24 protein-coding genes are annotated in these 19,751 nt (G+C 39.2%); 17 read left to right on the top strand and 7 right to left on the bottom strand.

Annotated features, from left to right (window positions below; translation table 11 throughout):
- Positions 1 to 58: 58 nt before the first annotated feature.
- The 10 genes from GEZ84_RS01475 to GEZ84_RS01430 all read left to right on the top strand — a co-directional run bounded on the left by GEZ84_RS01475 (position 59) and on the right by GEZ84_RS01430 (position 6,147).
- Entirely contained in the window at positions 59 to 697 is a 639-nt protein-coding gene (locus GEZ84_RS01475; RefSeq protein ID WP_153223068.1) for an adenylate kinase, read from the top strand.
- 116 nt (positions 698 to 813) lie between these two features.
- Positions 814 to 1,032, top strand: coding sequence for a translation initiation factor IF-1 (gene infA / locus GEZ84_RS01470; protein ID WP_001029883.1), 219 nt, complete (start codon positions 814 to 816; stop codon positions 1,030 to 1,032).
- A gap of 24 nt (positions 1,033 to 1,056) precedes the next feature.
- Positions 1,057 to 1,173, top strand: coding sequence for a 50S ribosomal protein L36 (gene rpmJ / locus GEZ84_RS01465; protein WP_001808836.1), 117 nt, complete (start codon positions 1,057 to 1,059; stop codon positions 1,171 to 1,173).
- A gap of 17 nt (positions 1,174 to 1,190) precedes the next feature.
- The gene (gene rpsM, locus GEZ84_RS01460) at positions 1,191 to 1,556 is read left to right on the top strand and encodes a 30S ribosomal protein S13 (protein WP_000090781.1); all 366 of its coding nucleotides are present in this window, start codon (positions 1,191 to 1,193) and stop codon (positions 1,554 to 1,556) included.
- Between the two features lie 17 nt (positions 1,557 to 1,573).
- Positions 1,574 to 1,957 carry a 30S ribosomal protein S11 gene (rpsK, locus tag GEZ84_RS01455; protein ID WP_001118385.1) on the top strand — a complete coding sequence of 128 codons (384 nt, stop codon included), beginning with the start codon at positions 1,574 to 1,576 and terminating at the stop codon, positions 1,955 to 1,957.
- Between the two features lie 42 nt (positions 1,958 to 1,999).
- The gene (locus GEZ84_RS01450) at positions 2,000 to 2,935 is read left to right on the top strand and encodes a DNA-directed RNA polymerase subunit alpha (RefSeq protein ID WP_000568987.1); all 936 of its coding nucleotides are present in this window, start codon (positions 2,000 to 2,002) and stop codon (positions 2,933 to 2,935) included.
- A gap of 11 nt (positions 2,936 to 2,946) precedes the next feature.
- Positions 2,947 to 3,333 (top strand): 50S ribosomal protein L17, encoded by a 387-nt coding sequence (rplQ, locus tag GEZ84_RS01445; RefSeq protein ID WP_000331493.1) that lies wholly within the window; start codon positions 2,947 to 2,949, stop codon positions 3,331 to 3,333.
- A 264-nt stretch (positions 3,334 to 3,597) separates the two neighbouring features.
- The gene (locus GEZ84_RS01440; RefSeq protein ID WP_000644124.1) at positions 3,598 to 3,864 is read left to right on the top strand and encodes an ACT domain-containing protein; all 267 of its coding nucleotides are present in this window, start codon (positions 3,598 to 3,600) and stop codon (positions 3,862 to 3,864) included.
- A gap of 9 nt (positions 3,865 to 3,873) precedes the next feature.
- Positions 3,874 to 5,211, top strand: a complete 1,338-nt coding sequence (locus GEZ84_RS01435; protein ID WP_153223066.1) for a PFL family protein — start codon at positions 3,874 to 3,876, stop codon at positions 5,209 to 5,211.
- A gap of 243 nt (positions 5,212 to 5,454) precedes the next feature.
- A complete protein-coding gene (locus GEZ84_RS01430; protein WP_153223065.1) occupies positions 5,455 to 6,147 on the top strand; it encodes a histidine phosphatase family protein in 693 nt (230 codons plus the stop codon).
- Here GEZ84_RS01430 and GEZ84_RS10770 read toward each other — a convergent pair.
- The 4 genes from GEZ84_RS10770 to GEZ84_RS01410 all read right to left on the bottom strand — a co-directional run bounded on the left by GEZ84_RS10770 (position 6,144) and on the right by GEZ84_RS01410 (position 10,233).
- Positions 6,144 to 6,335, bottom strand: coding sequence for a hypothetical protein (locus GEZ84_RS10770; protein WP_228113004.1), 192 nt, complete (start codon positions 6,333 to 6,335; stop codon positions 6,144 to 6,146). The two genes, GEZ84_RS01430 and GEZ84_RS10770, sit on opposite strands and share 4 nt — an antisense overlap.
- A gap of 111 nt (positions 6,336 to 6,446) precedes the next feature.
- Positions 6,447 to 8,105, bottom strand: coding sequence for an ABC transporter permease (locus GEZ84_RS01420; RefSeq protein WP_153223064.1), 1,659 nt, complete (start codon positions 8,103 to 8,105; stop codon positions 6,447 to 6,449).
- Positions 8,095 to 9,186, bottom strand: a complete 1,092-nt coding sequence (locus tag GEZ84_RS01415) for an ABC transporter ATP-binding protein (RefSeq protein ID WP_153223063.1) — start codon at positions 9,184 to 9,186, stop codon at positions 8,095 to 8,097. The genes GEZ84_RS01420 and GEZ84_RS01415 overlap by 11 nt, the downstream gene beginning before the upstream one ends.
- Before the next feature lie 12 nt (positions 9,187 to 9,198).
- On the bottom strand, positions 9,199 to 10,233 hold the full coding sequence (locus GEZ84_RS01410) for an ABC transporter substrate-binding protein (protein ID WP_153223062.1): 1,035 nt from the start codon (positions 10,231 to 10,233) through the stop codon (positions 9,199 to 9,201).
- Between the two features lie 320 nt (positions 10,234 to 10,553).
- Between GEZ84_RS01410 and leuS the strand changes: the two genes are divergently transcribed.
- The 7 genes from leuS (at position 10,554) to GEZ84_RS01375 (ending at position 17,049) form a co-directional block, all read left to right on the top strand.
- On the top strand, positions 10,554 to 13,055 hold the full coding sequence (gene leuS / locus GEZ84_RS01405) for a leucine--tRNA ligase (RefSeq protein ID WP_153223061.1): 2,502 nt from the start codon (positions 10,554 to 10,556) through the stop codon (positions 13,053 to 13,055).
- Positions 13,056 to 13,219: 164 nt separating this feature from the next.
- The gene (locus GEZ84_RS01400) at positions 13,220 to 14,086 is read left to right on the top strand and encodes an ABC transporter ATP-binding protein (RefSeq protein ID WP_153223059.1); all 867 of its coding nucleotides are present in this window, start codon (positions 13,220 to 13,222) and stop codon (positions 14,084 to 14,086) included.
- The gene (locus tag GEZ84_RS01395; RefSeq protein ID WP_153223056.1) at positions 14,086 to 14,928 is read left to right on the top strand and encodes an ABC transporter permease; all 843 of its coding nucleotides are present in this window, start codon (positions 14,086 to 14,088) and stop codon (positions 14,926 to 14,928) included. The genes GEZ84_RS01400 and GEZ84_RS01395 overlap by 1 nt, the downstream gene beginning before the upstream one ends.
- A gap of 18 nt (positions 14,929 to 14,946) precedes the next feature.
- Positions 14,947 to 15,402: a LytTR family DNA-binding domain-containing protein gene (locus GEZ84_RS01390; RefSeq protein WP_153223054.1), complete on the top strand. Its 456-nt coding sequence runs from the start codon at positions 14,947 to 14,949 to the stop codon at positions 15,400 to 15,402.
- 9 nt (positions 15,403 to 15,411) lie between these two features.
- Positions 15,412 to 15,831: a DUF3021 domain-containing protein gene (locus GEZ84_RS01385; RefSeq protein WP_153223052.1), complete on the top strand. Its 420-nt coding sequence runs from the start codon at positions 15,412 to 15,414 to the stop codon at positions 15,829 to 15,831.
- A gap of 94 nt (positions 15,832 to 15,925) precedes the next feature.
- A complete protein-coding gene (locus GEZ84_RS01380) occupies positions 15,926 to 16,621 on the top strand; it encodes a GNAT family N-acetyltransferase (RefSeq protein ID WP_153223051.1) in 696 nt (231 codons plus the stop codon).
- An 11-nt stretch (positions 16,622 to 16,632) separates the two neighbouring features.
- The gene (locus tag GEZ84_RS01375) at positions 16,633 to 17,049 is read left to right on the top strand and encodes a GNAT family N-acetyltransferase (RefSeq protein ID WP_153223049.1); all 417 of its coding nucleotides are present in this window, start codon (positions 16,633 to 16,635) and stop codon (positions 17,047 to 17,049) included.
- 828 nt (positions 17,050 to 17,877) lie between these two features.
- Here GEZ84_RS01375 and GEZ84_RS01370 read toward each other — a convergent pair.
- The 3 genes from GEZ84_RS01370 to GEZ84_RS01360 form a co-directional block, all read right to left on the bottom strand.
- Positions 17,878 to 17,970 (bottom strand): type I toxin-antitoxin system Fst family toxin, encoded by a 93-nt coding sequence (locus GEZ84_RS01370; RefSeq protein WP_000970382.1) that lies wholly within the window; start codon positions 17,968 to 17,970, stop codon positions 17,878 to 17,880.
- Positions 17,971 to 18,274: 304 nt separating this feature from the next.
- A complete protein-coding gene (locus GEZ84_RS01365) occupies positions 18,275 to 19,390 on the bottom strand; it encodes a tyrosine-type recombinase/integrase (RefSeq protein WP_084928040.1) in 1,116 nt (371 codons plus the stop codon).
- Positions 19,383 to 19,601, bottom strand: a complete 219-nt coding sequence (locus GEZ84_RS01360) for a DUF3173 family protein (RefSeq protein WP_084927962.1) — start codon at positions 19,599 to 19,601, stop codon at positions 19,383 to 19,385. The genes GEZ84_RS01365 and GEZ84_RS01360 overlap by 8 nt, the downstream gene beginning before the upstream one ends.
- Positions 19,602 to 19,751 lie beyond the last annotated feature (150 nt).

The raw sequence follows: 19,751 nt of genomic DNA, 5'->3' as shown, positions 1-19,751 counted from the left end.
AAATAGGGGTGAAAAGACTTTTTGCTTCTATTTAAAAATAAAATAAGGAGATCAAATCATGAATCTTTTGATTATGGGCTTACCTGGTGCAGGTAAGGGAACTCAAGCAGCAAAAATCGTAGAACAATTCCATGTTGCACATATCTCAACAGGTGATATGTTCCGAGCTGCTATGGCAAATCAAACTGAAATGGGTGTTCTTGCTAAGTCATACATTGACAAGGGTGAATTGGTTCCTGACGAAGTTACAAATGGAATCGTAAAAGAACGTCTTTCACAAGATGATATTAAAGAAACAGGATTCTTATTGGATGGTTACCCACGTACAATCGAACAAGCTCATGCCTTGGACAAAACATTGGCTGAACTTGGTATTGAACTAGAAGGTGTCATCAACATTGAAGTAAATCCAGATAGCCTCTTGGAACGTTTGAGTGGTCGTATCATCCACCGCGTAACTGGAGAAACTTTCCACAAGGTCTTTAACCCACCAGTTAACTATAAAGAAGAAGATTACTACCAACGTGAAGATGATAAACCTGAGACAGTGAAGCGTCGTTTGGATGTGAATATTGCTCAAGGAGAACCAATCATTGCTCACTACCGTGCCAAAGGTTTGGTTCATGACATCGAAGGTAATCAAGATATCAATGATGTCTTCTCAGATATCGAAAAAGTATTGACAAATTTGAAATAAAGCGCTTTTCACACTTGCAAAAATCAGCTACAAATGTTATACTGAGATAGTCTGACTTATAATTGTTGTCTCTGTGTCTAGAGGCATCGAATCGAAATTTATGGAGGTGCTTTTGCGTGGCAAAAGACGATGTGATTGAAGTTGAAGGCAAAGTAGTTGATACAATGCCGAATGCAATGTTTACGGTTGAACTTGAAAATGGACATCAGATTTTAGCAACAGTTTCTGGTAAAATTCGTAAAAACTATATTCGTATTTTAGCGGGAGATCGTGTTACTGTCGAAATGAGTCCATATGACTTGACACGTGGACGTATCACTTACCGCTTTAAATAATCGAAAAACTTGGAGGGATAAGAAATGAAAGTAAGACCATCGGTCAAACCAATTTGCGAATACTGTAAAGTTATTCGTCGTAATGGTCGTGTTATGGTAATTTGCCCAGCAAATCCAAAACACAAACAACGTCAAGGATAAGATAGAAAGGAGAAAACATGGCTCGTATTGCTGGAGTTGACATTCCAAATGACAAACGCGTAGTAATCTCATTGACTTATGTTTATGGTATCGGACTTGCAACATCTAAGAAAATTTTGGCTGCTGCTGGAATCTCAGAAGATGTTCGTGTACGTGATCTTACATCAGATCAAGAAGATGCTATCCGTCGTGAAGTGGATGCAATCAAAGTTGAAGGTGACCTTCGTCGTGAAGTAAACTTGAACATCAAACGTTTGATGGAAATCGGTTCATACCGTGGTATCCGTCACCGTCGTGGACTTCCTGTCCGTGGACAAAACACTAAAAACAACGCTCGCACTCGTAAAGGTAAAGCTGTTGCGATTGCTGGTAAGAAAAAATAATATAGGAGGTAAAAGTCTTGGCTAAACCAACACGTAAACGTCGTGTGAAAAAGAATATCGAATCTGGTATTGCTCATATTCACGCTACATTTAATAACACTATTGTTATGATTACTGATGTGCATGGTAATGCAATTGCTTGGTCATCAGCTGGTGCTCTTGGTTTCAAAGGTTCTCGTAAATCTACACCATTCGCTGCTCAAATGGCTTCTGAAGCTGCTGCTAAATCTGCACAAGAACACGGTCTTAAATCAGTTGAAGTTACTGTAAAAGGTCCAGGTTCTGGTCGTGAGTCAGCTATTCGTGCGCTTGCTGCCGCTGGTCTTGAAGTAACAGCAATTCGTGATGTGACTCCAGTGCCACACAATGGTGCTCGTCCTCCAAAACGTCGCCGTGTATAATCATCGCATTACACTGCTTTTCGTTTAAGAGGGAGTAACTAAATGATCGAGTTTGAAAAACCAAATATAACAAAAATTGATGAAAATAAAGATTATGGCAAGTTTGTAATCGAACCACTTGAACGTGGCTACGGTACAACTCTTGGTAACTCTCTTCGTCGTGTACTTCTAGCTTCTCTACCAGGAGCAGCTGTGACATCTATCAACATTGATGGTGTGTTACATGAGTTTGACACAGTTCCAGGTGTTCGTGAAGATGTGATGCAAATCATTCTGAACATTAAAGGAATTGCAGTGAAATCGTACGTTGAAGACGAAAAAATCATCGAACTAGATGTTGAAGGTCCTGCTGAAGTAACAGCTGGCGACATTTTGACAGATAGCGATATTGAAATTGTAAATCCAGATCATTATCTCTTTACAATCGGTGAAGGTTCTTCTCTAAAAGCGACTATGACTGTTAACAGTGGTCGTGGATATGTACCTGCTGATGAAAATAAAAAAGATAATGCACCAGTTGGAACACTTGCTGTAGATTCTATTTATACACCAGTTACAAAAGTCAACTATCAAGTGGAACCTGCTCGTGTAGGTAGCAATGATGGATTTGATAAATTAACCCTTGAAATCTTGACAAATGGAACAATTATTCCAGAAGATGCTTTAGGGCTTTCAGCACGTATTTTGACAGAACATCTTGATTTGTTTACAAATCTTACTGAGATTGCTAAGTCAACTGAAGTGATGAAAGAAGCTGATACTGAATCTGACGACCGTATCTTGGATCGTACGATTGAGGAACTGGACTTGTCTGTGCGTTCATACAACTGTTTGAAACGTGCCGGTATCAATACTGTGCATGACTTGACAGAAAAATCTGAAGCAGAGATGATGAAAGTACGAAATCTTGGACGCAAGAGTTTGGAAGAAGTGAAATTCAAACTTATTGATTTGGGTCTTGGATTAAAAGATAAATAAAGGAGGAATAAATGGCTTACCGTAAACTAGGACGCACTAGCTCACAACGTAAAGCAATGCTTCGCGATTTGACAACTGACCTTTTGATCAACGAATCAATCGTGACAACTGAAGCTCGTGCTAAAGAAATCCGTAAAACTGTTGAAAAAATGATTACTCTAGGTAAACGTGGTGATTTGCATGCACGTCGTCAAGCAGCTGCTTTCGTACGTAATGAAATCGCATCTGAAAACTATGATGAAGCAACTGATAAGTACACTTCTACTACAGCGCTTCAAAAATTATTCTCAGAAATTGCACCTCGTTATGCTGAACGTAACGGTGGATACACTCGTATCCTTAAAACTGAACCACGTCGTGGTGATGCAGCGCCAATGGCGATTATCGAATTAGTATAAAATCATCAATTTTGTTGAGTGTTATGATGATGGAGTCTTGTGCTCTTAGTCTAGCTCTGGTCTACCGCTAGGATTTCGGTCCTAGCGGGAACACTCATCATAAGTTGGGATAGTAGACGCTTGTTTACGAAATTGTTTTTTTCTTAAGAACAACTTCGTAAGCAGGCGTTTTTGAGTATTTTAGTTAGAATTATGCTATACTATTTGAAAAGAATCCTGTTTAATGTTCAGGTTTCCTATTAAAAAAAGAATTGGGGTTTGCTTATGAAAGCGATTATAACTGTTGTTGGTAAAGATAAATCTGGAATTGTTGCAGGTGTTTCTGGTAAAATTGCAGAATTAGGTTTGAATATCGACGATATCTCTCAAACTGTCTTGGATGAATATTTTACGATGATGGCTGTCGTCTCTAGTGATGAAAAGCAGGATTTTACCTATCTTCGTAATGAATTTGAAGCTTTTGGGCAAACTTTGAATGTGAAAATCAACATTCAGAGTGCAGCGATTTTCGAAGCTATGTATAATATCTAGGAGGCGCATATGGATATTAGACAAGTTACTGAAACCATTGCCATGATTGAGGAGCAGAACTTCGATATCAGAACCATTACTATGGGGATTTCCCTTTTGGACTGTATTGATCCAGATATCAATCGTGCTGCGGAGAAAATTTATCATAAGATTACGACCAAGGCGGCTAATTTAGTGGCTGTTGGCGATGAAATTGCAGCTGAGTTGGGAATTCCTATCGTTAATAAGCGTGTATCGGTGACTCCTATTTCTCTGATTGGGGCAGCTACAGATGCGACGGACTACGTGGTTTTGGCAAAAGCGCTTGATAAGGCTGCGAAAGAGATTGGTGTGGACTTTATTGGTGGTTTCTCTGCCTTGGTACAAAAAGGTTATCAAAAGGGGGATGAGATTCTCATCAATTCCATTCCTCGTGCTTTGGCTGAAACGGATAAGGTTTGCTCGTCAGTTAATATTGGCTCAACCAAGTCTGGTATTAATATGACGGCTGTGGCAGATATGGGACGAGTTATTAAGGAAACGGCTAATCTATCAGATATGGGAGCGGCCAAGTTGGTTGTATTCGCTAATGCTGTTGAGGACAATCCATTTATGGCGGGTGCCTTTCATGGTGTTGGGGAGGCAGATGTTATCATCAATGTCGGAGTTTCTGGTCCTGGTGTGGTGAAACGTGCCTTGGAAAAAGTTCGTGGACAGAGCTTTGATGTAGTAGCCGAAACAGTTAAGAAAACTGCCTTTAAAATCACTCGTATCGGTCAATTGGTTGGTCAGATGGCTAGTGAAAGACTGGGTGTGGAGTTTGGTATTGTGGACTTGAGTTTGGCGCCAACTCCTGCGGTTGGAGATTCTGTAGCACGTGTCCTAGAAGAAATGGGACTAGAGACAGTTGGTGCGCATGGAACGACGGCTGCCTTGGCTCTCTTGAACGATCAAGTTAAGAAGGGTGGAGTGATGGCCTGCAACCAAGTCGGTGGTTTGTCTGGTGCCTTTATCCCTGTTTCAGAGGATGAAGGAATGATTGCTGCAGTGCAAAATGGCTCTCTTAATTTAGAAAAACTAGAAGCCATGACGGCTATCTGTTCTGTTGGTTTGGATATGATTGCCATTCCAGAAGATACACCTGCTGAAACCATTGCTGCCATGATTGCAGACGAAGCTGCAATTGGTGTCATTAACATGAAAACAACAGCTGTTCGTATCATTCCAAAAGGAAAAGAAGGCGATATGATTGAGTTTGGTGGCCTATTAGGAACTGCGCCTGTTATGAAGGTCAATGGGGCTTCGTCTGTTGATTTCATCTCTCGTGGAGGACAAATCCCAGCACCAATTCATAGTTTTAAAAATTAAGAAAATAGGAGAAATTTTAAGTTCTATTTAAGGTTGGAAGTGTATACTTTAATCATTAAATAAAGACCTCCTAATATTATTTGAAACAGATAACACTGATTTAGTTTGAATTTGATTTTCATCTAATATCTTTATTTAATGAACTCCTAAACTTTTTCATAATAATCTCCTGCAAAAGTCGCCTGTATGGGTGGCTTTTGTTTTATCATCCATGATATAATAGAAGCAAACGGAGGACGGAAAATGGTAAAAGTACGATTGTATTTGGTACGTCATGGCAAGACCATGTTTAACACGATTGGTCGCGCGCAAGGTTGGAGCGATACTCCCTTAACAGCTGAAGGTGAACGAGGGATTCAAGAATTAGGAATCGGTTTGCGAGAAACTGGTTTGCAGTTTGAGCGCGCTTATTCGAGTGATTCTGGTCGCACCATTCAGACTATGGGAATTATCCTTGAAGAACTTGGTTTGCAGGGGAAAATCCCTTATCGCATGGACAAGCGTATCAGAGAATGGTGTTTTGGTAGCTTTGACGGAGCTTATGATGGTGATCTTTTCATGGGCATTATTCCTCGTATCTTTAATGTGGATCACGTTCACCAATTGTCTTATGCTGAACTGGCTGAGGGCTTGGTAGAGGTCGATACAGCTGGTTGGGCTGAAGGCTGGGAAAAACTCAGTGGTCGTATCAAAGAAGGCTTTGAAGCGATTGCAAAAGAAATGGAAGAGCAAGGTGGAGGCAACGCCCTTGTTGTCAGCCACGGAATGACCATTGGAACCATTGTTTATTTGATTAATGGCATGCATCCGCATGGTCTCGATAATGGTAGCGTGACGATCCTTGAATATGAGGACGGTCAGTTTAGCGTAGGAGTTGTCGGCGACCGTAGTTACCGAGAACTAGGATGTGAGAAGATGGAGGAAGCCTCTATTTAATACTCTTCGAAAATCTCTTCAAACCGCGTCAACGTCGTCTTGCAGTAGATATGGTTACTGACTTCGTCAGTTCTATCCACAACCTCAAAACAGTGTTTTGAGCTGACTTCGTCAGTCTTATCTACAACCTCAAAGCACTGCTTTGAGCAACCTGCGGCTAGTTTCCTAGTTTGCTCTTTGATTTTCATTGAGTATAATCAGTCTAGACTTACTTGCCATGAGCTAGGGATTTGATAGGAATATCAAGATAAGAAAAAACAGCCGAAGGTAATCCTTTCGGCTGTTTTTGATGGGGAAAACTAAAGTGTAATGCTATTGCTTTTAGAGATTTTCATAAACAAGAGCAAGGAACCTACTGTTAGAACAGTCAGGATAGTTGACAAGGCTGCGGCTACACCGTAATTCCCTCTGAGAACCTCTGTATAAATGGCTACAGTCATTGTTCTTGTTTTGACATTGTAGAGGAGGATAGAAGTAGAGAGTTCTGAAATCATTGTAACCCAAGATAGGATAGCTCCAGAAATAATACCAGATAGCATCATTGGAGTTGTAATCTTGGCAAAGGTATTGAGGCGACTACTTCCTAAGCTCTCAGCGGCTTCTTCAATACTTGGTGCTATTTGTTGCAAACTAGCAACAGATGAGCGAATAGTATAAGGCAATCTTCTAACGGATAGAGACATAATCAAGATGAAAGCAGTACCTGTAATCATAAGAAATCCACTTCCAAATAGACCAGTATTGAAGGAAGAAATGAAGGCAATCCCTAGAACGGTTCCTGGTACAATATAAGGTACCATACTGAGGCTATCAATTAAGTTTGTGAATAAATTCCGTTTTCTAACGGCTAGGTAGGAGATAAATGTTGCAAATAGAACAACTAGAACCAAGGCAATCAACGGGATACGAATGGTATTGAAAATAGCAGATCCCATACGATTGAAAGCTACCTTGTAACTGTTTAGAGAATAGCCTTTGACAAATACCATACCTGATGTTTTTAGGAAGGAAGTATAAATCAAGTAGACTTGAGGTAGAACAGAGAACAAGATAATTCCGTAGACTGTTGCGTAAATGGCAGCCATTTTTCCTTTTGTAGTTTTTTTAGGCTCAATTGGATGGAGCGAATTCATGCTGAAACTGTAGCGGTTTGAGATGTATTTTTGGATAAGGAAAATCGCCAAGGCAATGACAATCGCCATAACTGCTAAAGCAGATGCAAAGGCAGAATTTCCTCCAACCTCGCTAATAAATTGGGTATAAATCAGGACAGGGAAAGTCCGATATCCTTCACCAATCAACATAGGCGTTCCAAAGTCTGAGAATGCTCTCATAAATACAAGCAGAGAAGCTGCTAGTAAGGTTGGAACTAGGAGAGGTAAAATAACTGTTACGATACGCTTAAATCCGAAGGAACCCATGCTTTCAGCAGCTTCAAGTAGAGAATTGTCAATACTTTTCATTGTCCCAGCAACGTATAGAAATACCAGTGGAAATAGTTGCAGTGTAAAGACAAGTACAATTCCTTTGAAGCCATAAATATCAATAGCTGGAAGATGAAGGGCACTTGTCATGAATTTTGTGATGACCCCATTTCGTCCCAGCAAGAGAATCCAGGAGTAGGCTCCCACGAAAGGAGCTGACATGGAAGCAATGATAATCAATATTTGTAGAAATTTCTTCCCCTTGAAGTCATACATGGAAAAGAGGTAAGCTAATAAGGTTCCTACAACTAAGGAAGTGACAGTAGCGGTAATGGAAACCTTGAAACTGTTGACAAGTGTCTCAGAGTAGTAGGCTTTACTAAAAAAAGTGACGAAATTAGCTAGTGAAAATTGTCCTTCATGTATGAGTGCTTGCTTGAGCACGGTAACGATAGGATAAACGAGAAAGACAAGATAGGTAAGAAAGATGAAGAAAGAGGAGGCTGTCCAAATATTTAGTTTTTTACGTTCCATGGTTGCCTCCTTTTATCAGGTTTTGTGAACCATCTGCAGAAAAGACGTTTAATTTTTGAGTATTGATTCGTAGACGAATACGATCGCCTTTTTGTAGATCTTCTTCAAAAGTTGATTCTTCGCTAACTTGAATTTTTGAGGCAAATCCTGTTTCGATGAAGTATTCAGTATTCAGTCCAAGATAGACGCTATCGCTAATAGTTCCTTCAATATCTCCAGATTCATCTTTGATAAACTCTTCGGGACGAATGCTTACATGAATAGCTTGCTCCTCAGCTTGATCAAGAGCTGGCATTCGAAGGGCATAGCCATCTGAAAAGATGATATAAGCGCCGTCGCTTCGTTTTTCAAGATTGGCAGGGATAATATTTGTTCGTCCGATAAAGGTTGCTACAAACTCATTAGCTGGTTTATGATAGAGTTCTTTTGGTCGGCCGATTTGTTGGATGACTCCGTCTTTCATAACAGCAATTTGGTCTGAAATAGCCATCGCTTCTTCTTGGTCGTGGGTTACATAAACAGTTGTAATTCCCACTTCGTGTTGGATTTCTCGAATGGCTTGACGCATATCCAAGCGAAGTTTGGCATCCAGATTACTAAGTGGCTCATCCATGAGGAGAACACTTGGATTAACCGCTAAGGCACGTGCCAAGGCGACACGTTGTTGTTGTCCACCACTGAGTTTATCGGGCTTCCGATCTGCATATTGAGCAATTTGCATGAGTTCAAGATATTTATTGGTTTGTTGAATCAATTCTTCTTTTGGAACCTTCTTTTGCTTGAGACCAAAAGCGACATTATCTCGGACAGTCAAATGTGGGAAAATAGCGTAGTTTTGGAAAACCATCCCGATATTGCGTTTGCTGGGTTCCATATTATTGATTTTTGTATCATCGAAGTAAAATTCTCCGCCTTCGATACTGTTGAAACCTGCAATCATACGAAGAAGAGTCGTTTTCCCACACCCTGAAGGACCAAGGATGGTAAAGAGACTTCCTTTGGGAACTGTAATATTTAAATTATCAATAACAGGAACATCGTGGTAGATTTTTTTGGCGTTAATAATTTTGATCTCACTCATAGTGAACCTCTTTTACTGTTTAGATTGAATATCTGTGAAAATATCATTGTACTTTTTAAGAATAGCAGATTTGTTCTTGATGACATAATCTGAATCTTCAGTGGCAACATTGATTTCTGTCATAGCCTTCATATTTTTATTGGTTTTAGCATTTTTACGAATGGGTCTGATTGTAGTTTCAGTTCCTAGTTTATCTTGGATTTCTTGAGAAAGGAGGAAATCGATAAACTTCTTAGCATTGTCCATATGTTTGGCGTTTTTGACGATAGCTGCGTTACCAGGTAAAAAGACGGTTCCTTCTTTTGGATAAATGACTTTTACATCAACTCCATCGTTTAAGAGTTTTAAGGCAGGATCTTCATAGGTGAGTCCTACAGCCATTTCTCCATCGGCGACAGCTTTGTAAACATTTGAAGAGCTAGATGCAATCTTTCCATCTACTAGGGTAAAGAGATTTTTCACATAGGTCCAAGCTTGTTCATTTTCGTATCCACCTTGATCTACAAGCATGTTTGTTAATTGTGCAAAGGCGCTAGATGCGTTACTTGGATCAGCAGTAGCGATTTTTCCTTTTAATTTAGGATTGAGCAGATCATTGTAGCCTTCAATTTTAATATCTTTTGTAAGAGCTGAATTGGCAATGATAACACTGACATCCAGTGTATAAGGGGTGTAGAATCCTGTTTTATTTTGATATTCAGGGATGATCTGGTCGTTTTCTTGGGAAATATAAGGTTCAAAAAGTTTTTCGTTAGAAGAGAAGAGGGCGTAGGAGCCTCCGAAAATGACATCGGCTACTGGGGCTTCTTTTTCGGCCTCAGCTTTTTTGAACAACTCACCCGTGCTGGCTTGTACTAAATCAACCTTAATACCATATTTTTCTTCGAAGGCAGGGATTGTCTCTTCGATAAGATCTTCAGGGTTAGGCGAGTAGATAACCAAAGCATTATCCGAATCTGTTTCAGTTTCCGCTTCTGTTGTTGAAGAACATCCTGATAAAGTAAGAAATATCCATCCACAAGAGAGAAAGAATAGTAGTTTTTTCATAAGAATCTCCTTTTTTTACGAACGTTTTTACTCTACAATTTGGTCAACATTTATAATTTGCAGAGTTCTATAGGATATAATAAAAACCTTAAAGAAATCTAAAACAGGAAATATGAGTCAAAGACGCTAGGGGAAAAAGATGGAAGAGTTAAATAATCGATATAAGTTAATTTTAAGTGAGAGCTAATTTTTTATACTGATAAATAAGTTGGATTTGCTATTCGAACTTTCTTGTCATCCAAATCTAAAAGAACATTTCTCGTCTTTCAAATTCCCTCAAAAATGGTATAATAGTAACATCACAAAATTGGAGAGAGACCATGAGTTTTTACAATCATAAAGAAATTGAGCCTAAGTGGCAGGGCTACTGGGCAGAACATCATACATTTAAGACAGGAACAGATGCATCAAAACCGAAGTTTTATGCGCTTGACATGTTCCCTTATCCGTCTGGAGCGGGTCTGCACGTAGGACACCCAGAAGGTTATACAGCAACCGATATCCTCAGTCGTTACAAACGTGCGCAAGGCTACAATGTCCTTCACCCAATGGGTTGGGATGCCTTTGGTTTGCCTGCGGAGCAATACGCTATGGATACGGGGAATGACCCAGCAGAATTTACAGCTGAAAACATTGCCAACTTCAAACGCCAAATTAATGCGCTTGGATTTTCTTACGACTGGGATCGTGAAGTTAACACGACAGATCCAAACTACTACAAGTGGACACAGTGGATTTTTACCAAGCTTTATGAAAAAGGCTTGGCCTATGAAGCGGAAGTGCCCGTAAACTGGGTTGAGGAATTGGGAACTGCCATTGCCAATGAAGAAGTTCTTCCTGACGGAACTTCTGAACGTGGAGGCTATCCAGTTGTCCGCAAACCAATGCGCCAATGGATGCTCAAAATCACGGCTTACGCAGAGCGCTTGCTCAATGACTTAGATGAACTTGACTGGCCAGAGTCTATCAAGGACATGCAACGCAACTGGATTGGTAAATCAACTGGTGCAAATGTAACTTTCAAAGTAAAAGGAACAGACAAGGAATTCACAGTCTTTACCACTCGTCCTGATACTCTTTTTGGTGCGACTTTCACTGTCTTGGCTCCTGAGCATGACTTGGTTGATGCAATCACAAGTTCAGAGCAAGCAGAAGCAGTAGCAGACTACAAACATCAAGCCAGCCTCAAGTCAGACTTGGCTCGTACAGACCTTGCCAAAGAAAAAACTGGTGTTTGGACTGGTGCTTATGCCATCAATCCTGTCAATGGCAAGGAAATTCCAATCTGGATTGCGGACTATGTTCTTGCTAGCTATGGTACAGGTGCCGTTATGGCTGTGCCTGCCCACGATCAACGTGACTGGGAATTTGCCAAACAATTTGATCTTTCAATCGTAGAAGTGCTTGAAGGTGGAAACGTTGAAGAAGCTGCCTACACAGAAGATGGCCTGCATGTCAATTCAGACTTCCTAGATGGATTGAACAAAGAAGCTGCTATTGCCAAGATTGTAACTTGGTTGGAAGAAAACGGCTGTGGACAAGAGAAGGTTACCTACCGTCTCCGCGACTGGCTCTTTAGCCGTCAACGTTACTGGGGTGAACCAATTCCTATCATTCATTGGGAAGATGGAACGTCAACAGCTGTCCCTGAAAGTGAATTGCCACTTGTCTTGCCAGTAACCAAGGACATCCGTCCCTCAGGTACTGGTGAAAGTCCACTAGCTAACTTGACAGACTGGCTTGAAGTGACTCGTGAAGATGGTGTCAAAGGTCGTCGTGAAACCAACACCATGCCACAATGGGCAGGTTCAAGCTGGTACTATCTCCGCTATATTGACCCACACAATACTGAGAAATTGGCCGATGAGGACCTTCTCAAACAATGGTTGCCAGTAGATATCTACGTGGGTGGAGCAGAGCATGCCGTTCTTCACTTGCTTTACGCTCGTTTCTGGCACAAATTCCTCTATGACCTTGGTGTCGTTCCAACTAAGGAACCATTCCAAAAACTCTTTAACCAAGGAATGATTTTGGGAACAAGCTACCGTGACCACCGTGGGGCTCTTGTGGCAACTGATAAGGTTGAAAAACGTGACGGTTCCTTCTTCCATGTGGAAACAGGAGAAGAATTGGAACAAGCGCCAGCCAAGATGTCTAAGTCCCTCAAGAACGTTGTTAACCCAGACGATGTGGTAGAGCAATACGGTGCCGATACCCTTCGTGTTTATGAAATGTTTATGGGACCACTTGATGCTTCGATTGCTTGGTCAGAAGAAGGTCTGGAAGGAAGTCGTAAGTTCCTTGACCGTGTTTACCGTTTGATTACAAGTAAGGACATTGTTGCGAAAAACAATGGCGCTCTTGACAAGGTTTACAACGAAACTGTTAAAGCTGTCACTGAGCAAATTGAGTCCCTCAAATTCAACACAGCCATTGCCCAACTTATGGTCTTTGTCAACGCGGCTAACAAGGAAGACAAGCTTTATGTAGACTACGCTAAAGGATTTATCCAATTGATCGCACCATTTGCGCCTCACTTGGCAGAAGAGCTCTGGCAAACAGTTGCAGCAACAGGAGAATCTATCTCTTACGTGGCTTGGCCAACTTGGGATGAAAGCAAATTGGTTGAAGACGAAATCGAAATCGTCGTCCAAATCAAAGGTAAAGTCCGTGCCAAACTCATGGTCGCTAAAGACCTATCACGTGAAGAATTACAAGAAATTGCTCTCGCTGACGAAAAAGTCAGAGCGGAAATTGACGGTAAGGAAATCGTGAAGGTGATTGCAGTACCTAACAAACTCGTTAATATCGTTGTGAAATAAGATAGGAATCCTTCAGAGTAGAATCTGGAGGATTTTTTGAATGAAAATATAATTCTGTTTCCACCATCTCACCACTTAACCTCTCATTTCAACCACTTATCTCAAAAGTCGATTTTTCTTTCATACTTTTTGTTAAACTAGTGAGATAAAAGGAGGGAAGAAATATGATTTTACAAGCTAAACATTTGACCAAATGGTACGGCGATTATATGGCTGTTGACGATATTCAGTTAGAGTTTGAAAAAGGGAGTTTTAATGCTATTTTGGGTCCCAATGGTGCAGGGAAATCAACCACCATTTCCATGTTAATCGGTTTGAAAAAGCCTACAAAAGGTCAGATTCGATATGCGCCAAATACGAAAATAGGAGTTGTTTTTCAAGCTAGTGTACTGGATGAGATGTTGACGGTTAGAGAAAATCTTACGATTCGTGCTCAACAGTATAAGGAGATTGTAGCAAGTCGTGTGGATGATTTGATCCATCAACTGGGTTTGACTGCTTTCCAGAAGCAACTATATGGGACTTTGTCAGGTGGGCAAAAACGTAGGGTTGATATTGCGCGTGCTCTTCTTTCACAGCCAGATATTCTTTTCTTAGATGAACCAACGACAGGTCTAGATATTCAGACTCGCAAAGCCATTTGGGATTTACTGTCTAGACTACAAAAGGATGAAGGGATGACTATTATCTTAACGACTCATTATCTGGATGAAGCGGATGAAGCAAATCAGATCTATATCGTTGATCATGGGAAAGTGATTGCGCAAGGTTCTGCGACGGCTATTAAAAGTCAGTATGCATCTAATATTCTAAAAATTCGTTTTAAGGAAATGAAGGATTTAGAAAAGTTGCTACAGACTGGAATGACAGTAAAGGAAGAAAATGAGTTGGAATATCTTTTTTACCCAGGGACATCACTGGAAGCTATTGAATATTTGGCAAAAGTACGAGAAGAAATTGATTCTTTTGAGTTTCGTCCAGGTACCATGGATGATGCCTTTATTGCACTTACAGGAAGAGAGGTTCGGTAATGTTAGCTTTATTGAAACGGAATTTTATCTTATATTTTCGTAATCGTTCAGGAGTATTTTTCTCATTATTGGGGGCATTGATTTCCTTCCTCCTTTATATCATTTTTTTGCAGAAGAACTTGACGGATGCTTGGTCCCAACTCCCTGATAATACGAACCTTTTAAATAACTGGCTGATGGGTGGGACCTTGGCTGTGACTGGGATTACAACCAGTTTTACGGCTCTTACACAAATGGTACAGGATCGTGAAAATCAAGTGGATCAAGATCTCTTCTTGACAGATTTAGGTAGCTGGGGTTTACAGGTGTCCTATCTAATCAGTAGTATTGCCATCTCTTTTGTCATGCAGGTGTTTATGTTTGCTGTTATGGGGCTTTATTTTAAAGAAAGTCCAGTTATCAGTCATTTACCGGAAATTGCTTTGATTATGTTGTTAAGTAGTCTGCTTTCAAGTTTGATAAATATTCTCTTGATTTATCGTTTTCAATCTGTAGATAGTCTTGGCAAACTGGCAACTATAGTGGGAACTGCTTCTGGATTTTTAGTAGGAACTTATGTCCCTATTGGAGTTTTACCTGATTTTGCACAGATTATCATGAAGTGTACCCCTGCAACTTATATTGCTTCTCTTTATCGACAAATTTTAATGAAAGAACCATTAGAGACCGCATTTACAGGAAATAGCAGATTGTTAAAGGAATTTCAAGAAAAAATGGGAATCCAAATCAACTGGCAAGAACTATTGACAAAGGAAGAGACATACTTTATAGTGGTTATTATCAGTCTCGTCGCTATTCTTCTTTGGCTTTTATTTGTTAAAGTATTTAGTAGGAGAAAATAAAAGTATATTGGAGAGAAAATGAAGATTCGTTTTGAAATGAAGGCAGAATTTTCCGAAAAGGACCCACATATTGTAATTCAGGCAGCTCAGTTAACTGACCAAGCAAGGGAAGTCATGGAGTATTTAGAACAATTTTCAACGACCAATCAGGTGGTCATTCCTATTCGAACGGATGATCATCTGCTTATGGTGAAAATTGAGGATCTTATTTTAGCAGATATCGATAAGAACTTGTTGACCATTTATACGGTAGACGGGATTTATAAAACTAAGGAAACATTGACAAACTTTCAGAATAGGATTAACCGACGTAACTTTATACAGATATCACGCCATTCAATTATAAACATTGACCACTTAGAATCGTTATCAGATAGTTTTTCAGGGAACATGATGGCTAAAATGACTCGGGGCATCAAATCTAGTGTGAGTCGGAAATACGTTAAGTCCTTAATGAATTATCTAGGTTTATAGGAGAAAATCATGAAACGATTAATTGATTATTTTGTATCGGGAATGCGTACGGCTTCCTTCTTTTATTTGAGTATGATGCTATTAGCTCAGTGTTATCCAGGTATTACCTATCCTGAACCAATGATAAAAAATATTCTAGCTCTGTTTTTAATGGGTGGAATTATGGGGGTATTGACTTTAATACTTGAAAAGCTAGAGTTTCTTGCTTTTAGTATACGTGTAGGAGTTCATTTATTAGTGACGGCTACTATCTTAGTATTGATCTCTCTATTTTTTGGTTGGGGTTCAGACTTGTGGAGTCCCTTGCTTTGGTTCTTTTTCTTGTTAATTTATGGATTGATATGGTTGTATCAAATCTGGCAAACTCACAAACTCACTCAACGAATTAATCAAGCCTTAGAGGATAAAAGACAGAAAACGGGTCACTAATATAGTGTTGAGGATGAAGTTTTAAGCCAGTGTCAGTTTCCAAAGAGAACAATTTGTGATATAGTATTTTCAGCGTAAAACAAGGAGAAGAAAAATGCCAGTAAATGAATATGGTCAAATGATTGGGGAGTCAATGGAAGGTTATACACCAGGTGAATTGCCTTCTATTGATTTCTTAGAAGGGCGTTATGCTAGGATAGAGGCTCTATCGGTAGAAAAGCATGCGAGGGATTTGCTAGCTGTTTATGGCCCTGATACGCCTCGGGAAATGTGGACCTACCTCTTTCAGGAGTCAGTCGCAGATATAGAGGAGTTGGTCAGCCTTTTAAATCAGATGTTGGCTCGTAAGGATCGCTTTTACTATGCGATTGTAGACAAGGCAACTGGTAAGGCTTTGGGAACATTTTCTCTCATGCGCATTGACCAGAATAACCGAGTAATAGAAGTGGGAGCTGTCACTTTTTCTCCAGAGCTCAGGGGGACACGGATAGGAACAGAAGCCCAGTATCTCTTGGCTTGCTATGTCTTTGAGGAGCTTAACTATCGTCGCTATGAGTGGAAATGCGATGCTCTTAACCTGCCATCCAGACGAGCTGCGGATCGTTTGGGATTTGTCTATGAAGGAACTTTCCGTCAGGCAGTGGTTTATAAGGGGCGTACGAGGGATACGGATTGGTTGTCTATGATTGATAAGGACTGGCCCAAAGTCAAAGATCGTTTGGAAACGTGGTTGGTTCCTGAAAACTTTGATAAAAATGGACGACAGTACAAGAGCTTGAGAGAGATTTAAGAGGTGTTGAGATGATTACTATTAAAAAGCAAGAAATTGTCAAGCTAGAGGATGTTTTGCATCTCTATCAGGCTGTCGGTTGGACAAATTATACCCATCAACCTCAGATGCTGGCTCAGGCCTTGTCTCATTCATTAGTAATTTATCTGGCACTTGATGGTGATGCTGTGGTGGGCTTGATTCGTTTGGTTGGAGATGGATTCTCATCAGTATTGGTTCAGGATTTAATTGTTTTACCAATCTATCAGCGTCAAGGGATTGGTAGCGCCTTGATGAAAGAGGCTTTAGAGGATTACAAAGATGCCTATCAAGTCCAGCTGGTGACAGACCAGACAGAAAGAACCTTGGGATTCTATCGTTCTATGGGCTTTGAAATCTTATCCACCTATAATTGTATAGGGATGACTTGGATAAACAGAGAAAAATAACAAAATTAGTTTTTTCTTAAGCAAAGTTTAAGGATGGTCTAGTATCATATAGTCATTAAATAAAGACCTCCTAACTTTATTTAATGAAATCCTAAAACTTTTTTTCATCATAATCTCCTAATGAAGTCACCCAATCAGGTGGCTTTTTTGTGGGGTGAGGTGATGGTAATAGAAATTTTTTGAAAAATGGTAGAATTTGAAAAAAGTTAAGCTAGTTTTAAGCTTCGTCTTGTATCATATAGTTATTAAATAAAGACCTCCTAACTTTATTTAATAAAATCCTAAACTTTTCTTTTTCATAATAATCTCCCTTAACTCCACCCAATCAGGTGGAGTTTTTTGGCTCTATTTCAGGCTTTTGGGGACTATTCTAAAAATCATTTTTCGATATTTTTCGATATTTTTCGGATTTTGGTCGGGGAATTGGCGGGGATCTTTTTAGCGAATATGACTAAGAAATAGGTTTGCTGTTACTTCAGCTACTTCAACCTCACTTTGAATGTAAGTGACTGTTAATTGAAGGACTGGAACTACTGTAATAATGATTTTGCTTGTCTAGTAGTGGCGTATTAAATGAGGAGTGACATGTAAGCTTGTCTCTTCGTTTACGAAATCAAAATTTTTATGAAATTGATAGAATCCCTAACTTTCTCTTAATCTTGACCGTTTTGTTGTACAGTAGTTAAATCTTGAGAAGTCGAGAATGTAAAACTTTGACAAATTTTGTGAACTATGGGATAATAAAAAGGAATTGAGTACTAGTTCTATATCATAGGCTAGAAAAGACCCCAAGCTCACGTCCAAATAAGCTTGAGGTCTTTTTTGACACTATTTGTCCTTGTTTAGCCATTTGTCGACTAATCGAAGAACGACACCGACCACAATTGGTCCGATGATAGTTTTGAGTACTAATTCCATCATGGGCTATCTCACCTCCTTTCGTAGGCGGTGTGGCAGTGCCGTAGAATATTATACCACATAAGTGCTAAACTTGGGAGTCATCCAATTAGGTGGCTTTTTTGTTTGTGTCTTGGTTTTTTGATATAATAGAGCTATAAGTAATAAATTAGTGAAAGTAGCGTGAAATCAAGGTCTATTGCAAGTATATAGCAAAACGGCAACAATTTTGGAAACTTAAAAGGCAATAAGTGAAATCTTATTGCCTTTTGCAATACTTTTTAATCTGCAAAAGACTTCGCTATTTACAGACTAAAAAATATTTAAATCATTTAATTGAGAGTATGCCATCTAGCTTATCTGCTACCTCCTTCATAGCCGTAGGACGTAAATGGGAGTATGTACCTAGCGTAGTGCTTATATTCGTATGTCCTAGCCTATTTTGGAGTTCCAAATCATTCATTCCTAAAGAAAGCAGTAAACTAGCATGGGAGTGTCTTAAAGCGTGTATACGGATAGGTTTAACATTAACAAGTTCACAATGTTTTTTTAACATATACTGAAAACTAGTAGGGGACATAGGAGAACCTTTTTGAGAAAAAACAAAATCGTTATTTTCTACCTTTTGCCATTTTTCCCAATCAGAAAGGATTTTTACAGTTGTTTTGTCTAAATAGATTTTTCTAATACCTGTTATTGTCTTTGTCGGATTAATAATCCAATCATTTTTACTCTTATAGTATAAAGATTTGTTGACCATAAGAGAATTATCAGAGAAATCTATATCTTGCCATGTTAGGGCTTGTAACTCACTTTTTCTCAAACCAGTCATAAAGAATAAAGTAAAAGCAGTATAATATAAACGCTCCTTATACTTGTTTAAGTCGAAACTTGATATAAAAGTCTGAAATTCTTCTACCGTCCAAAAATCGACCTCTTGTCGCTTTTTGGAAACATTACCTAGTTTTGTAGCCGAATTTTCATAGATGACTTCTAGCTTTAAAGCAAAGTTGAAAATTGATACCAAAGTTCCATGTAACAATCTAACATAAGTATTTGATAACTCTTCCTTTAATAATTCTGTCTGCCAATATCCTACATGGATCGGCTTAATATCCACTATTTTCATATCATAAAAATATGCTAACCTTTTTAAATTTGACGAAAAGGTATAAAAAGTACGTGCTGACACCGTTTTTTCATAGTGTGGGATATAATAGTTATCAAGAAACATCTTAAAAGTCAACTTTATGCCGTTTGTAATTGCCTTTTTAGAGTGTTTTGCCATGGTTTCAGTATGCCAGTCTTTGGCTTCTTTTTGTGTTTTAAAACCACGCTTTTTCTTCTGCATTCTCTTGCCAGTAATTTTATCAAAACCAAGAGACGCAACGGAATAATATGTTTTTGTCTCTTTATCATAATAGACATTACTTTTTTTAGGCATAGTCTTGAGTATCTTCGACATTCTCAAAGTCAATTTTAACTCCAAGAAGTTCCTCAACAGTTTCTAAAGGAACTCGTCCAAGTCCTTTACTTTCGTACCATGTTAAGCCCTGACTAGCAAGTTTTGCCTTAGCTTGTTTAACTAACATCATTCCTTGCCATGATGAAAAACCTAATTTCATTAAGTCTTTTTTAGTTACAAATTTTGTCATTGTCTTTCTCCTTTTTGTATGTTATACTTTATATAGTTTTTTTATATTTGATGTGTGATTGATTTTCACGCATCTTTTTTTGCATCTAGTCCATAAATTCCTATCATTCAGGAACATATAAATATTATCTATTTCTTGCCTTACTGATAT

The organism is Streptococcus mitis, assembly GCF_009496155.1.
GTDB classification, from domain to species: domain Bacteria; phylum Bacillota; class Bacilli; order Lactobacillales; family Streptococcaceae; genus Streptococcus; species Streptococcus mitis_BQ.
This window is presented reverse-complemented; position numbering and strand designations above follow the sequence as displayed.